The 14,725-nt window shown below is 66.8% G+C and carries 15 protein-coding genes and 1 pseudogene; 9 read left to right on the forward strand and 7 right to left on the reverse strand.

The window, feature by feature from the left end; translation table 11 throughout:
• The 5 genes and pseudogenes from FEF27_RS13565 to FEF27_RS00020 form a co-directional block, all read left to right on the forward strand.
• A pseudogene (locus tag FEF27_RS13565) lies at positions 1–288 on the forward strand (IS1634 family transposase); the annotation flags it as partial.
• A gap of 148 nt (positions 289–436) precedes the next feature.
• Complete coding sequence (locus FEF27_RS00005; protein ID WP_138168783.1) at positions 437–1,387, forward strand: HAD family hydrolase; 951 nt, start codon at positions 437–439, stop codon at positions 1,385–1,387.
• Entirely contained in the window at positions 1,384–2,259 is an 876-nt protein-coding gene (locus FEF27_RS00010; protein WP_138168784.1) for a glycerophosphodiester phosphodiesterase family protein, read from the forward strand. Before FEF27_RS00005 ends, FEF27_RS00010 begins: the two co-directional genes overlap by 4 nt.
• A 60-nt stretch (positions 2,260–2,319) precedes the next feature.
• Positions 2,320–2,649: a PLD nuclease N-terminal domain-containing protein gene (locus tag FEF27_RS00015; RefSeq protein WP_138168785.1), complete on the forward strand. Its 330-nt coding sequence runs from the start codon at positions 2,320–2,322 to the stop codon at positions 2,647–2,649.
• A gap of 103 nt (positions 2,650–2,752) precedes the next feature.
• Entirely contained in the window at positions 2,753–3,481 is a 729-nt protein-coding gene (locus tag FEF27_RS00020) for a CDP-alcohol phosphatidyltransferase family protein (RefSeq protein WP_138168786.1), read from the forward strand.
• Here FEF27_RS00020 and FEF27_RS00025 read toward each other — a convergent pair.
• From FEF27_RS00025 to FEF27_RS00045, 5 genes are all read right to left on the reverse strand, one after another.
• A complete protein-coding gene (locus FEF27_RS00025; protein WP_138168787.1) occupies positions 3,478–4,434 on the reverse strand; it encodes a carbohydrate kinase family protein in 957 nt (318 codons plus the stop codon). The genes FEF27_RS00020 and FEF27_RS00025 overlap by 4 nt on opposite strands.
• Before the next feature lie 72 nt (positions 4,435–4,506).
• Positions 4,507–5,736 carry a ThiF family adenylyltransferase gene (locus FEF27_RS00030; RefSeq protein WP_138168788.1) on the reverse strand — a complete coding sequence of 410 codons (1,230 nt, stop codon included), beginning with the start codon at positions 5,734–5,736 and terminating at the stop codon, positions 4,507–4,509.
• Positions 5,733–6,521 (reverse strand): thiazole synthase, encoded by a 789-nt coding sequence (locus tag FEF27_RS00035; RefSeq protein WP_138168789.1) that lies wholly within the window; start codon positions 6,519–6,521, stop codon positions 5,733–5,735. Before FEF27_RS00035 ends, FEF27_RS00030 begins: the two co-directional genes overlap by 4 nt.
• A 2-nt stretch (positions 6,522–6,523) precedes the next feature.
• Positions 6,524–6,763 (reverse strand): sulfur carrier protein ThiS, encoded by a 240-nt coding sequence (gene thiS / locus FEF27_RS00040; protein ID WP_138168790.1) that lies wholly within the window; start codon positions 6,761–6,763, stop codon positions 6,524–6,526.
• 156 nt (positions 6,764–6,919) lie between these two features.
• The gene (locus FEF27_RS00045) at positions 6,920–7,558 is read right to left on the reverse strand and encodes a TVP38/TMEM64 family protein (protein ID WP_138168791.1); all 639 of its coding nucleotides are present in this window, start codon (positions 7,556–7,558) and stop codon (positions 6,920–6,922) included.
• A gap of 159 nt (positions 7,559–7,717) precedes the next feature.
• On the opposite strand from FEF27_RS00045, the gene FEF27_RS00050 reads away from it, so the two are divergent.
• The 3 genes from FEF27_RS00050 to FEF27_RS00060 are packed head-to-tail and all read left to right on the forward strand — an operon-like array spanning position 7,718 to position 10,610.
• Positions 7,718–8,800, forward strand: a complete 1,083-nt coding sequence (locus FEF27_RS00050) for a type III polyketide synthase (RefSeq protein WP_138168792.1) — start codon at positions 7,718–7,720, stop codon at positions 8,798–8,800.
• Between the two features lie 12 nt (positions 8,801–8,812).
• Entirely contained in the window at positions 8,813–9,505 is a 693-nt protein-coding gene (locus FEF27_RS00055) for a methyltransferase domain-containing protein (protein ID WP_138168793.1), read from the forward strand.
• Positions 9,498–10,610, forward strand: coding sequence for an FAD-dependent oxidoreductase (locus FEF27_RS00060; RefSeq protein ID WP_166429855.1), 1,113 nt, complete (start codon positions 9,498–9,500; stop codon positions 10,608–10,610). The genes FEF27_RS00055 and FEF27_RS00060 overlap by 8 nt, the downstream gene beginning before the upstream one ends.
• A 21-nt stretch (positions 10,611–10,631) precedes the next feature.
• Here the strand turns inward: FEF27_RS00060 and FEF27_RS00065 are convergent, their stop codons facing one another.
• Entirely contained in the window at positions 10,632–11,489 is an 858-nt protein-coding gene (locus FEF27_RS00065) for a UbiA family prenyltransferase (RefSeq protein ID WP_138168794.1), read from the reverse strand.
• A 75-nt stretch (positions 11,490–11,564) separates the two neighbouring features.
• Between FEF27_RS00065 and FEF27_RS00070 the strand changes: the two genes are divergently transcribed.
• A complete protein-coding gene (locus FEF27_RS00070; RefSeq protein ID WP_138168795.1) occupies positions 11,565–13,319 on the forward strand; it encodes an ABC-ATPase domain-containing protein in 1,755 nt (584 codons plus the stop codon).
• Here the strand turns inward: FEF27_RS00070 and thiO are convergent.
• Positions 13,313–14,542, reverse strand: a complete 1,230-nt coding sequence (gene thiO / locus FEF27_RS00075; RefSeq protein ID WP_138168796.1) for a glycine oxidase ThiO — start codon at positions 14,540–14,542, stop codon at positions 13,313–13,315. The two genes, FEF27_RS00070 and thiO, sit on opposite strands and share 7 nt — an antisense overlap.
• Between the last annotated feature and the right edge of the window lie 183 nt (positions 14,543–14,725).

The raw sequence follows: 14,725 nt of genomic DNA on the forward strand, positions 1-14,725 counted from the left end.
CGGGCCCAGTACTACTTCGGGCTCAAAGGCTATGTCACCTCCGCCAGCGAAGAGATCCTCACCGGCGCGGAAGTTATCGCGGCCTATCATTCGCTGTTCGAAGTTGAGGCAAGCTTCCGGATGGCGAAATCAGACCTGGCTGCCCGGCCGATCTTCCACCACACCCGAGACAGCATCGAAGGGCACCTCACCATAGTCTTCTGCGCTCTGGCCATCGCTCGCGACCTCCAGAATCGCAGTGGGGCCAGCATCAACAAAATCCTCACCACCCTGGAACCAGTCCGGGACGGAATCGGCGANCTGAGCTGAACCACACCAGTCCAGGAAGCCTGTGTGAACGACTCACACAGGCTTCCTGCCGTTAACGGAACTTCGCAAGCGACTCGCTCCACCCACCTGTGTGCTGGTGCGCCAGTTTCTTCGGTACTTTAGGTCCATGACTTCTTCGCCGGTCGCGCCGGATGCGTACAGGGCACCCGCTGTTGGCGATGTTCCTGTCAAACTCGTCGCCACCGACGTCGACGGCACGATCCTCTCTTACGACGAGGCCATGACCGGCCAGTTGTCAGCCCGCACCGTGGAGGCGTTCCAGGCCGCGCAGGCGGCGGGCATCGCGGTGGTGCTGGTCACCGGACGGCCGGTGCGCGGACTGCGCGGGATCAGCAGCGCCCTGGGCCTGCTGGGTCCGGTGATCGCCTCCAACGGTGCGATGACCTACGACCTGGCAGCTGATGCTCCTCTGGACCATCAGCCACTGGATGCCGAGGCGGTCTTCGCCGTCAAGGACCTTATTCTGGATCTGGATCCCTCTGTGGCCTTCGCCGCGGAAACCCCGAAGATGGTTCACATGGAGGAGTCGTTCGCTCGGGGCTCCCTGTGGTTTGACGAGCAGCGACGACGAGCCGTGGGGATTCGTGACGAGGAGCTCATGCTCGGCCCATTGGACGACACGCTGGAGCGGGCAGCCTCCCGGAAGCCGCAGCAGCCACTGCGATCCCACGTGCCGGTGCTGAAGCTGTTGGCGAAGACCCGCGCCATGACAGCCGATGAATTCATCGCCGCTGCGCAGGAGCGGATCGGACACATGGTCACCGTGACACACTCAGCGCCGGGCATCAGCCTGTTGGAGATCTCCGCCAAAGGCGTCAACAAAGCCCAGGCGCTCCGCCGGTACGCCAACTCCTTGGGAATCGGCCCCGAGCACACCATCGCCTTCGGAGATATGCCCAATGACATTGAGATGCTCCAGTGGGCAGGGACTTCGTGGGCGGTGGGCTCGGCGCACCCGATGGCTCGCTCTGCAGCCGACCGGGTCGCCGGGACATGCGATGACGACGGCGTCGCCGAAGTGCTCGAGCTACTGCTGCGTGGAAAACTCCTGCGGTGACCAGAGCGGAGGCTTCCGGTGGGCGCCAGGAGCAGTATCGGTCGGTTCCCTACCTGCTCAACACCGCCCCGGGCAGGTTGTACCGCGCTCCCCTGGCCTTTGCCCACCGCGGCGCCGACCCGAGCCGGGAGAACACTATGGGGGCGTTCCGCCATGCGGTGGCGCTGGGATTCCGGTACTTGGAGGTAGACGTACGAACCTCAGCAGACGGTCAGCTGGTCCTCTTCCACGATGAAATGCTGGACCGGGTCACCAACGGCGCCGGACGGCTCTCGGACCACACCTGGGCGCAGCTGAGCCAGTTACGCGTAGGCGCCGCTGGTCGCGAGGGCCCGGCTGAGTCAGGGGAACGGCTGGTGCGGTTCGAGGATGCCCTGCGGGCCCTGCCCGAGACGCACTTCAATGTGGACCTCAAGGATGCAGAAGCCGCGGTGCATTTCGCTGAGGTCGTTACCCGCTTGGGTGCTCACCGCCGCGTGTTGGCTGCCAGTTTCAGTGATTCCCGCCGACGCCGGGTGCAGCGTCTTCTGGATCGGGACGTGGCGTCCTCCGGCGGGTCGGCCGCCGTGGCAATGCTGTTGCTGCTGGGCCCGTTGGGCGGCGTCGGGAGCATCTCCAGAAAACTCACCGGGATCGACTGCGTTCAAGTCCCTCCTCGCCACGCCGGGATCCAGATTGTGCGGCCCAAGTTCATCAAACGGTGCCACAGGGCCGGACTTCAGGTACATGTCTGGGTGGTCAACAACCTCCAAGAGATGCACCGCCTACTGCAGATGGGCGTTGACGGGATTGTCACCGACGACGCCGAGGCCTTGGCCGAGGTCATGCGGCAGCGCTCAGTGTGGCCCCAGACCGACATTCGACGGGCGTAGGCGCCCGGCCCGGAAGCGCGAACTAAGCTGGCGGTCAGGCCCAGTGAGTAGTCTGGAAATATGTCCGCAGAGCTTCTGATGGCCCTGGCCCAGCAGACTCCGCCGGGTTCAGAAGTGGTGCCCTGGTGGTTGCGAATGGGTGTGCTGGTCTACGGCGCGCTGTTGGTTGCGGCTTTCATGATTTACGCTCAAACTAAGCATCGGTGGCCCTGGAACGTGCTGTGGGTGCTGATCGTCGCGTTCGTGCCCATTGCCGGTGCGCTGACGTACTTCATCGCCCAAACTGTGGTCTCCCGCCGGCACGGCGGCCGACCCGTCAAGGGGCGCGCGGAGACGATGGTCCCCGAGGAGTACGAAGCCGGGGAAGCGGACGGCACCCCTGATCGATGAACGCTGATGGAACCAGCGTGCCGCCCGAAGGGGCCGCGCTGAGCTTCGAACCACACCGCTGATTGGTCGGCACCTGGGGTGCAGCGCAGACTAGGGTGAGACTATGTCTTCACCTGGGACCGACAGCCCCCACCGCGTGGCCGCGATGGCAGTCCACGCCTACACCGCGCTGGGGGTGGTCCTGGCACTGCTGATGGTCCACTTTTCCTACGCTGGCGAAGTCGAAATCGTGCTGTGGCTGTTTCTCGCCGCCATGATTATTGACGGAACCGATGGCTTCCTCGCCCGCCGGTTCCGGGTCAAAGAGGTGCTGCCCGGGTTCGACGGCGCCCTGTTGGACAACATTATTGACTTCATCACCTACGCGTTCGCTCCCATGGTCCTGCTGTGGAGCGCCGGTTACCTGCCGGGCGGGTGGCTCGGCGCGGCAATCGCCTCGGTGCCGCTTCTGGCCTCCTGCTATCAGTTCTGCCGCAGCGATGCGAAGACCGAGGACCACTTCTTCCTCGGCTTCCCCAGTTACTGGAACATTGCGGCCTTTTACCTCATTGTCCTCGGCGCAAACCCAACCGTCACCACCATCACGCTGCTGGCGCTGACGGTGCTGGTCTTCGTACCCATCAAGTATGTGTATCCCTCGCGCACTGAGACTGCGTGGTGGCCGACAATGACACTGACCACCCTCTGGCTGGGGCTCTACGCAATGATCCTGGTGCAGTTTCCCTCACCGAGCGTGTGGCTCGTGGCGCTCTCCTGCGGCTATCTCCTGTACTACGCGGCCTTGAGCCTGCGCCTGACGCTGCGGCGCCGCCGCGTCGCAGAGCACGCCTAACCGGCGGAATCGGCCAATGCTGCGTTAAGCTCCTCGGCGGTCGGCGGCTGGGCCCCGAAGCGCGAAGAGGTGATGGCAGCCGCCTGCGCGGCGGTGTTCAGCACCTGGGCGACGTCGTGCGCTGAAATACCCTCCAGATCCCCCCGGTTTGCCGAGCCGAGGAGCCCGCGCTGACGCAGGCTGGACAAGGTCGCAGCCATGAATGAGTCACCGGCGCCGACGGTGTCAGCGACGTCGATGGGAAAAGCCGGCTGTTCGGCAAATCCTGACCGGGCCAGCGCCATGGCGCCTGAGGCGCCGCGAGTCACCGTGACCAGCGCAGGACCCAGCTCAAGCCACGCCTCCATGGTGTCGGCGAAGCTGCGTTCCGGGTAGAGCAGCTCGAGGTCATCAGTGGAGGCCTGAACGACGTCGGCCAACGCCACGAACTCCTCGGTCTGCTGGCGAGCCCATTCCCGGTTCGGCACCAAAGTGGGCCGGTAGTTGGGGTCATAGGAGATGGTGGAGGTTTCCCGCAGCTGGCACAGCACCGTCTTGACGACTGAGGCTCCCGGTTCGATCATGGCCGCTAAGGACCCGGTGTGCAGGTGCGTGATCGATGCCGCAGCCCGGCGCAGCTCGGCGGTGAGCTCCGCAGCAGGTGGCAGCGCCCAGTCGAGGGAGAACTCGTAACTGGCCTGTCCGGTCGGGTCCAGGGTCGCGGTGGCCACGGAGGTGGGGTGCTGATCGGCCTCCAGCACAGACACGATTCCATGTGCCCGAAGTGCCCGGGCGATCATGCGCCCGTAGTCATCATTACCTCGCCGGCCGGCGAAGACCACCTTATGCTCCAACTGGGCCAGGCCCACCGCGACGTTGAAGGGGCTTCCGCCCACGTGCGCCTTCGGGGCAGACGTCTCCGATTCGACAACGTCTACCAAGCATTCGCCAATGACTGCCAGGTACTGATCCACCCCTCTAAGCTACCCCACCGCTACGGCCTTGGGCAGATTGTGGCGGCTGGGAGGAGGGGATCGCACGAGCTCTCACTGCTGCTGCCACAGCGCGTATCCACCCAGCAGGTTCTTCACCGGGTGCTGAGGGAATCTCTGCTTCAGCACGGCAAGGGCTTGCCGGGACCGGATGCCGTGTTCGCAGTAGACCACGACGGGTGCCTCCTCCGTGGCGCCCTCCATACCCGCCGGTGGGTCCTCGGAGTGCCACAACTGCATCAGGGGGAGGTTCACGGCTGATTCGATGCTCCCCGCCTGGTGCTCGTGCGGTTCGCGGACATCCAAAATCAGACCCACCTTGCCGTCAGCGGCGGCTCTGCGGAACTCACCTGGAGTGAGGTCATCCGCCTGCTTAGGCTCTCCGGTAAAGGGGTTGAAGTCGATATCAGCGGAGTTCTCCGTATCGGCAGCACTGGGGGTGGTGTCCGCCGGGAGAGCAGCATCGAGCAGCTCGGCGGCACGAGCCTCGGGCGCTTCACCGGAGCCCATCCGCGTCACCGGTTCACGCGCGGGATCGGGTCGGAGCCGGAATTCGCCGAAATGGGAGTTCAGCGCATCGTAGGTGATGACCCGACCGATCAGCGGCTCTCCGATCCCGGCCAGGAACTTGATGGCCTCGGTGGCCATCAGGGAGCCGACGACCCCGGGCAAGACTCCGAGCACACCGGCTTCTGCGCAGGTGGGCACCTCCCCTGGGTCCGGAGCCTCTGGGTAGAGGTCGCGATAAGTGGGACCGCGCTCCCCGGAAGGCAGCCGGGACCAGAAAAGGCTCACCTGCCCCGAGTAGCGCAGGATTGATCCGGACACTAACGGCTTACCGGCGATCTCGCAGGCATCGGAGACGACATAGCGGGCGGCGAAATTGTCCGAACCGTCGACGACGATGTCCGCCGGCTCAATCAGGCGCAGCGCATTGGTCTCATCGATGGCCTCCTGGTGTTCGGTGATCTCCACCTCAGGGTGCAGACCCCGCATCACCGCAGCAGCGGAGCTGGTCTTCGGCTGTCCGATGGTCTCCTCTGAGTGGATGACCTGGCGGTGCAGGTTGGTCCGGTCCACCACATCGTGGTCGATGATGTCGATGGCGCCTACTCCTGCGGCCGTCAGGTAGGTGAGGATGGGGGCCCCGAGACCCCCGGCGCCGATCACCACGGCCCGGGATCCCAGAAGTTTGGACTGGGCCCCGATGCCGAACCCCGCCAGGGCGAAATGCCGCTGAAAGCGCTCCGCCTGGCTGCGGGAGTAGTTGCTGAGCCCGCTCACGTCAGATCCTCCAGCGGATTGATCAACCCGGCGGCAGGGGATGAGGCCAGTGCGTGCTCGCGCTTGGGGATACGTCCGGCCCGAGCGGAGTGCACCCCGGCTTCGACGGCTAGGCGCATGGCCTCGGCCATCGCGGTGGGGTCCTGGGCCCGGGTGACCGCCGATGCCACCAGCACCGCCGAACAGCCCAGCTCAACAGCCAGTGCGGCCTGGGAGGCAGCGCCGATGCCGGCGTCGAGCACCACCGGCACAGATGCCCGGGAGCAGATGAGTTCAATGTTGTGCGGATTCAAGATGCCCAGACCTGTCCCGATCGGTGCGCCCAGGGGCATCACCGCTGCAGCCCCAGCTTGCTCCAGGCGCAGCGCGACTGCCGGGTCGTCGCTGGTGTACACCATGGGAATGAAACCTCTGTCGGCGAGCTGCTCGGTGGCCTCCAGCGTCTCGATGACATCCGGCAGCAGTGTCTTCTCATCTGCGATCACTTCCACCTTGATGAGGTCGGTCTCCAGCGCCTCGCGGGCCAACTCCGCAGTCAGCACAGTGTCCTTGACGGTGTAGCAGCCAGCCGTGTTGGGAAGAACGTCGATGCCCAGCCGCTCCAACATGGAGAACACGGAGGTCTTGGTCTCAGGGCTGTAGCGGCGCATGGCCACCGTGGTCAGCGTGGTCCCGGACTGCACCAGAGCCCGCTCCAGAGCGCTGAGATCGGTGATACCACCGGTGCCCATGATGAGGCGGGAGTGCAGCTCATAGCTGCCTATCCGCAGTGCAGCGATGTCCATTGTCAGCCTCCTTGCACTGCAGTGACGATCTCGAGCTGATGTCCGGCGACAAGCTCAGTGGCGGCCCAGCGGCTGCGGGGGACCACCTCCCCCTCAAGCGCCACGGCCACACCCAGCCGCCCACCATCGGCGGGCACCCCGGCAGCGGTGAGCTCCCGGCCCGTGGTGTGGGCCACGGCGTCGACCACTGTGGCTGGTTCGGGGAGGTCTACGTCACGGTCGTTGATGCGGACTGTGGTCATGGCTCCAGCATACGCCGGAGCCCATGCTCTCAACTGGGCGTGCGTGGCTTGGAGCCCACCCTGACCTGCACTTGTCCACTCGGTGACACCAGTGGAATGTCTATCAGGCGAGCCGCGGCGTCGAAGGTGGGGGCGAGCGCGGAACGCAGACGGGCGTCATGCACTCGCGGGCTCGGAGCGCTTTCTTCGACGATAGGCGAAGACGGCGGCCGCGATGGTCAGCAGGCCCAGCACCGCCAGCGCCAACTGGGCCTCAATGCCCGCTTCGAATCCGTAGGCACCCAGCGCCACGACACTCGCCGTGCCCGGGATCATCCCGACCGCAGTTCCGGCGGCAAATGGCCACCACCCCACGGAGGTCAGACCCGCGGAGTAGTTGATCACAGTGAACGGCAGCACCGGGATGAGCCGGACGCCTGCCATGGTCGCGAAGCCGTGGCCTTGCAGGATCTCATCGACACGGGCGACCCGGGTGCCGGTGAAGCGCTCGACTGCTGAGCGTCCCAGCCAGCGGCCCAGCCAAAACGCTCCGGCCGCGCCGAGCAGAGCGCCGAGGTAGACCATAAGCAGTCCTGGGCCGAAGCCGAAGAGCACACCGGCAGCAATGGAGAGCATATTCTTCGGCACCGGCGCTAATGTCAGGGCGGCGTATCCGAGACTGAATCCCGCCGGGCCCCACCAGCCGGCCCGGTCCACCAGCTGTCGCAGCTGGTCTACTGACGGGGTCCCTGACCACAGTGCGATCGCAGTGAAGGCAGCGATGACCACCAGCAGCGCAGCACCCTTCAGGAGCACCCTATTCCGGGATCTCTTTGTTTCCGCGTCCGCTGGGTCCGCTGAGGTGCTGCTGGTGTGCTCAGGTCCTCCCACAGTGTGAGCGTACTGGAATTCACGGCCGGGTTCGCTCCAGCCGGCACAGCGACCTCTCACCCCGGGTCATGGTTTAGTGGACTCATGCCCACGCGCATCGTCTCCATCGGCACCTCCGTTCCTGCGACCTCCCTGTCTCAAGAGGCATTGCGCGATTTCTTCGCCGCCCAGCCCGGAAGGGACCGGCTGGCCCGCCGCTACATCTCTGCCGCGTTCGACGCCGCCGGAATCCAGCGCAGAAACACAGCGATCACCGGATTGGGTGGCACCCCGGACGGCCTGTTCGTCGCCGAGGATGCGACCCTGCTCGCCCCCACCACCGGGGTGCGCAATGCGTTCTACCGCGAGGTCGCCCCGGAGCTGGCAGCATCGGCGGCCCGCTCCGCGGTGGGAGAGGCCGAGGTCAGCCCCGAGCGCGTCACGCACCTGCTCACCGTCTCCTGCACGGGGTTCTTTGCCCCCGGCCTGGACTACCACTTGATCCGTGATCTTGGTCTGGCCTCGCATGTGGAGCGCAGCCACCTGGGATTCATCGGCTGTGCAGCTGCTCTTCCTGCCCTGCGCCTGGCGTCCCAGATCACTCAGGCGGACCCGCAGGCTGTGGTCCTTGTGGTCAGTGTGGAGTTGTGTTCCATCCATGTCCGGGACAGCTCGGATCCTGAGCAGATCGTGGCGTCCTCGGTCTTCGCCGACGGTGCCGCCGCAGCAGTGGTCACAGCGGATGAGCACGAAGGGCGCCCCGGAGGGCTGCTGCTGGAGCGTTTCGCCTCCGCACTGACCGATGAGGGCGAGTCAGACATGGTCTGGACGATCGGAGACCACGGATTCGAAATGCGGCTCTCCGCCGAGGTGCCGCGCATTATTGGACGAGAGATCAGGCAAGCGGTTGACCGATTTCTCGGTACGGAACAGCCCCCCGCCAGCTGGGCCGTACACCCGGGCGGACGAAGTGTGCTCGACCGCGTGGAGAAGGGACTCTCGGTACCGGCTGAGGCATTGGCGACCTCCCGCACGGTGCTGCGCGACTTTGGCAACATGTCCAGCGCCACCATCCTCTTCATCCTGCGCCATATGATGGCCGACCCAACGGTGAGAGGCAGCATCGCCGCCCTGGCCTTCGGCCCCGGCCTGACTGTGGAATCAGCGCTGCTGCGCAAGGCCGTGTGAGCGGTACCGCCTATGGACCTCTCCCGGCGCGACGAGCAGCTGCGCGAACTGATGGACGACCCGCACTGCAACCCACAGCGCCTGCACGCCACGCTGCGCCGGTTTGCCCTGGTCAACAGGATGGTCTCCGGGTGGGGCACCATCTACCGCCTGCGCATCCGAGACCTCCTGAGCGAGCTGCCTCGCCCCGCCCGCGTACTGGATATCGGCTCCGGCGGGGGTGACGTGATCGCCCAGCTGGCGCGGCTGGCCGCCCGTGACGGATTCACCGTGGAGTGGACCGGCGCGGATCCGGACCGCAGAGCGCACGACGTCGCCTCCCGCGCCGCGGTGCCCCACGCCACCTTCCGCTGCGCTGACGCCGAGACCCTCCTCGCGGAGGGGCAACGGTACGACCTGGTGATCTCCAACCATCTGCTGCACCACCTGGAAGCCTCCGAATTGAAGGATTTCGCCGCCACCTCGCAGCGGCTGGCGCGAATCGCGGTGCTGCACAACGACATCTGCCGCAGCCGGCTCGCCTACGCTCTGTACAGCGTCGGGATCAGCCCTTTCGCGCCGGGGACCTTCCTCCGCGTCGACGGGCTGCGGTCCATCCGACGCAGCTACCGGACCGCTGAGCTCAGCTCCGCTCTGGGGCCGGACTGGAGCGTGAGTTCCCCGGTGGCTTTCCGTCTGTTGGCCGAGGGACCGGGCCGTGCCTGAGGTGATGATCATCGGGGCGGGCCCGGTGGGGCTGGCACTGGCCGCTGAGCTGCACCGCCGCGGCACCGACGTCGCAGTGCTGGAGGGCCGCAGCCGCCCCGGACACGGCAGCCGGGCCATCGGGGTGCATCCGCCTACCCTGGCGGCGTGGGAGCCCTCCGGCATCTCCGAGCAGATCCTGGCGCGCGCTGTGCGCGTCCGGCGTGGTGAGGCTCGCTCCCATGGCCGCACGCTAGGCAGTGTGCAGTTCGACCAGCTGAAGACCCGGTTCCCGTTCGTGGCCACCCTCCCCCAGGCTGTGACGGAGCAGATTCTCGCGGCCGCCGCGCCAGCCCCCCAGCGCGGAGTCCACGTCACCAGGATCACTCCCCTGCCGCATCAGGTGCAGATGCAGACCTCCACCGGTGAGCTGGAGGCACCGATTGTGGTGGTGGCCGGCGGGGCGCGGTCGCGGTCGCTGGTCTACCGCAGCGCCGCAGCGCGGCGCTACCCGGATCGGTACCTCATGGCCGACTCAGCAGTCGACGCCACGGCCGACTTTCCCTCCGCCGTGATCCACCTGGACGCACCCGGAGTCCTGGAGTCCTTCCCGCTTCCCGGCGCCCACCGCCGTTTTGTGGCATGGGACCGGGCCGCCGCCCAGCAGAGCCCGGCCGCCCAGCACGCACGCATGCAGGAGGCGCTGGCGCTGCGGGAACACTCGCTGGCAGGCACCGTGACCAGTTTCGGGGTGCGGCGGTTCGTGGCTCCGCGCATGCGTCACGGACGTGTGATCGTGATCGGAGATGCCGCCCACGAGGTCAGCCCGATCGGCGGCCAGGGAATGAACTTAGGCCTGCTGGATGCCGCGAGTCTGGCACCGCTGCTCACCGACTGGACCCGCAGCGGACATCCTCCCGAAGCCGCGCTGCGGCGCTGGGAGAGGGCACGGCTGCGTTCAGCCCGCCGCGCCGCCGGCCTGGCTGAGCTCAACACACGGTTGGGCCGCCCCGCACCGGGGAGAACAAACGCCCTGCGCAGCAGTCTGGTGCAGCTGATGCTCGGTCCCGGGACCGGCGGACTGTTGACTCGCGCCTACGGCATGGGTTTCGACCTCCACGCCTGAGCGATTCTGACTCGGTGGCGCTCATCCGGTGAGTGAGCCGCCGGAGGCCACCAGCTGCACAGCAAGGACCAACGCCGCACACATCACCAGCCGGAACAGCACTCGCCCGGAATGGCCGGTGTGGACCAGTCTCACCGTGGCCACGGCCACCAGCACCACCACGCCGAAGAGCAGCCATGCCAGAGCCGGAACTTCGTCCGGCCGGCCGTGCGCAGGGCCCAGGGTGGCGGAGAGTCCTCCGAGGAAGACGGTCGCTGCAGCGATGCGGGCAGAGCGGCGCCCGCCCATCCGATGCGGCAGCCCCCGTATGCCGGTGCGAGCGTCGTCGTCGAGGTCCGGCAGCACATTGGTCAGGTGCAGGGCAGCGCCTAAGGCAGCCCCGGTCAGCCATGCCCAGGGGGCGGCGAGTTGCGGTTCCGCGGAGGAGAGGGTGGCCAGGGAGGGGAAGAGTCCGAAGCTGAAAATGTAGGGCAGAATCGAGAACCGGGTGGCTTTCAGACCCAGGTTGTAACTCCAGGCGGAGCAGAGGAAGGCGGCGTGGGCCACCAGGAGTCCCAGCCCCACAAGTGCGGAGAAGGCCAGTGCGGCAGCGAACGATCCTGCGGCCGCGAACCACGCAGCCCGCACCGTGATCTCACCCCGGGCCAGAGGTTTGTCGCGGCGGCCCACCGTCCGGTCCCGTCCGGCGTCCAGCGCGTCGTTCGATATCCCCACCGAGAGCTGACCGGCGAAGACGGAGACCACCATCAGCACGGCACTGACGGGGCTGACGCCACTGGCCAGTGCCAAACCGGCCGCTAGCGCGGTCACCACCAGGGTGGGCCCAGGGTGTGAGGATCTCCACAGACCGCTGACTGTCCGCGCCGCTGCTCCGATCATGGGGCCAGTCTCTCACTGGCCGCCACAGAGGAGTTCCGCCGTGACGGCCTGCTGGTGATGAGGGAGACTAGGCAGATGACAGACCGCTCTCCTTTGGAACGCACCCTGCTCTCAGTCGACGGTCGCGGATACGGCGGGTATAAGAAGATCGCTGGGAGCCACCGCCTCGGGGCCTTCACCCTGTACGTGGACAAGGTGCAGGTGGATCCGTTCGCTCCGCCGTCGCTGATGCGCCTCAGTGTTCCCCGGGTGGAAGCCGGGCTCCCGGAGCAGCTGGTGGACGACCGTCTGGGCCGCATCGCCGTCGGCGACTTCCTCACCCGCGCCTTCGCGGAGGCGGCACACTCCCGTAACGCATCCGGGGACACCGGCCCCAGAAGCCCGGTGAGCATCGGCACCCCAGGACAGCAGGTGCTGGAACGCTCAAGTGTGCAGATTTCACCAGAGACCGTCGAGGCCCGGATAGCGGTGGAGCTACCCGCTGCTGGGCGCAAAGCCCTGGGCAAGAAGGCAGTACGCCTGCTCACCCAGCAGCTTCCGGAGATCGCAGCTGCCGCGCTCCTGCACCGCTCGCTGGACGCCCAGGCCCTGGAGGACCACGTGCGCCTTTACCGCGATCAGGAGTACCTGCGGAGGCAGTTGGCCGAACATCACTTAGTGAGCTTTGTGGGCGACGGCGCCACTCTCGCCCGCCGCTCCGGCGACTCGGACCGCCCGCTGGAACAGGGTGTGGTGGCGTTCTCCAGCCCGGAGTCGCTGCGCACCCGATTCACCCTGCCCAGCGGGCGGGAGGTCTCCGGGATGGGCGTCCCGGCCGGAGTCACCGTTATTGTCGGTGGCGGCTACCACGGAAAGTCAACGCTGCTGCGGGCGATGGAACGTGGGGTCTATTCGCATATCGCCGGAGATGGACGGGAATGGGTCCTCACTCGGGAGGAGGCTGTCTCCATCCGGGCCGAAGACGGGCGCGCGGTGACCGGGGTCGACATTTCGCCCTTTATCGCCGGGCTGCCCTCCGGCACAGACACCGCGGCGTTCAGCACCACCAACGCCTCTGGGTCCACCTCGCAGGCGGCGAATCTGGTGGAAGCGGTCGAGGCTGGGGCCACTGCGCTGCTGATCGACGAGGACACCTCGGCCACCAACTTCATGATCCGCGATGAGCGCATGCGTCAACTGATCCCGGCTGAACGTGAACCGATCACCCCCTTTGTCGAGCGCGTGCGCCCCCTGTTGACCGAACGCGGGGTCTCCACGGTGCTCGTCGCCGGCGGCTCCGGGGCGTTTTTTGAGGTGGCCGACCATGTGATCGCCCTCCAGGACTACCGGCTGCAGGACGTCACAGGGCACGCCCGCCGGATTGCGGCTGAGCACTCATCGTCCGGTACGGTCTCCGCGACGGCGCCGAATGCGGCCCCCAGCGCTGGCAGCTCAGGCCGAATCTTCGGCTCCTCCCGAGGCCGGAGGCTGAGCCAGGACGCGCTGCGGCCGGACGGTAAGACCAAGCCGGCACGGGCCAAGGGACGGGATACCGTCCAGTTCGGCAAGGAGCTGATCGATCTGGCCGCGCTGGCCCAAGTAGTGGACCCTGCGCAGACAGAAGCCATCGCCAAAGCCATGGACCGGATCGCCGAGGCCGCCGACGGCACCCAGGAACTCAGCACACTGGTGGCCGAGATCATGGACCAGATTCACCAGCGGGGGTTGGACGTGCTCTCACCGCACCGCGGACATCCCGGGCACCTGGCCCGGCCCCGTGCGCATGAGATCCATGCTGCGGTGAATCGTTACCGCCGGGTGAAGTTAGCCGGCGGAGCAGACGCTCACTGACCTCGGGTGAGCGCGCAGGCCTCAAGGTGGGCGGCGTCGTCGGCAGTGAGCTGCGTATGGTTCAGCAGCGCGGCAGCGAGCCGGGCAGCCAGCGGCGCCAGCAGAATGCCGTGCCGGTGGTAGCCGGTGCTGATGACCAGTGGAGCGCCGCCCGAGGACAGTCCCAGGTACGGGCGATCATCAGGAGTGCCAGGACGAGCCCGGGTGGTGATTTCAACCAGTTCAGACTCCCGCACCGCTGGCAGCACAGCCGCCGCGTCCTCGAGCAGCTCAGCTACGCTCCCGGCATGAGTTCCCGCCATACCGTCCTCCCGGGAGGAGGCGCCCACCAGCAGCCCGAGGGGCTCCAAGGGGTCGTGAGCGTCTCGTGGGACCAGGTAGACGGCACGTCCACCCACTCGGGCGCGAACGGTCGCCGAGATCAGCCCAGTCTCTCCTGCCAGCTGTTCCGGTCGTAGGCGGAGCCGGATCACGTCCCCGTAAACAGGCCGCAACTCCAGGCGGTTGCGCTCCGGCAGCCCGCTGATCTGCGCGTACCCGAGCCCGGGCGCCAACACCGCTGCGCTGAAGTCCTCAGCTGCGGCGTCGTCGAAATACAGACGCATCCCGGAGTGGCCGTACGTCTCCGCGCTGACCACTCGGCGGGGGAGCCACTGCGCCTGAGCACCGGCGCCGGGGAAGTGGCGTTCGCTGAGCGGCGCGTTCAGTGCTTGAGTGACGCACCGGAGGAGCTGACGGGGGTTGACCTGGTGATCGCCGGGGACGTCCCAGGCCTTAGCCAGACCCGGCTGCAGGGCTGGCTCCCGCCGGCGCAGCGCGGAGCTGGTAAGCGGGCTGACTTCCATGCCGTGCGCCTGCTGGATGTTGACCAGCTCAGCCACTGCGGCCCGGTCGCCTGGGTCGGCGGCAACCAAGAGGGTTCCGTTCTCGCGGTAACCCGAGGGCACTCCGGCAGCGCGTTCCAAGACCTTAATGAACTCCGGGTACTCTGCGCGGGAGGCGGTCATCAGGCGCCATAGCTGCTGCTGGCCGAACTGGACTTCGCTGATCGGCGCGAGCATTCCCGCTGCTGCATAGGAAGCTTCCGCGCCCGGGGCCGGGTCGATGATGGTCACGTGGTGTCCGGTCACCCGCAGCTGCCAGGCGGTCAGGAGCCCGACGACGCCGCCGCCCACCACTGCAGTGCGGGCTCCAGTCGTTTGCGGTGCAGCAGATTCGGCCATAGCTCACCAGCCTACGTTCTCCGGTACCCACCGGGCGGGTGTGCCAGCACGCCCATCCTGCTGGCGCTGTGCCTTCCGGGGCAGGCCCCCGACTCAGTTGACCCCGCCGTTCCGGTGCCACCTGACGCTATAGCGCGGGGTAGAACGGATAGGGCAGGGTTATCTGCTGATGGAAGCAACAGC

Source organism: Nesterenkonia sphaerica (assembly GCF_005771565.1).
GTDB classification, from domain to species: Bacteria; Actinomycetota; Actinomycetes; order Actinomycetales; family Micrococcaceae; genus Nesterenkonia; species Nesterenkonia sphaerica.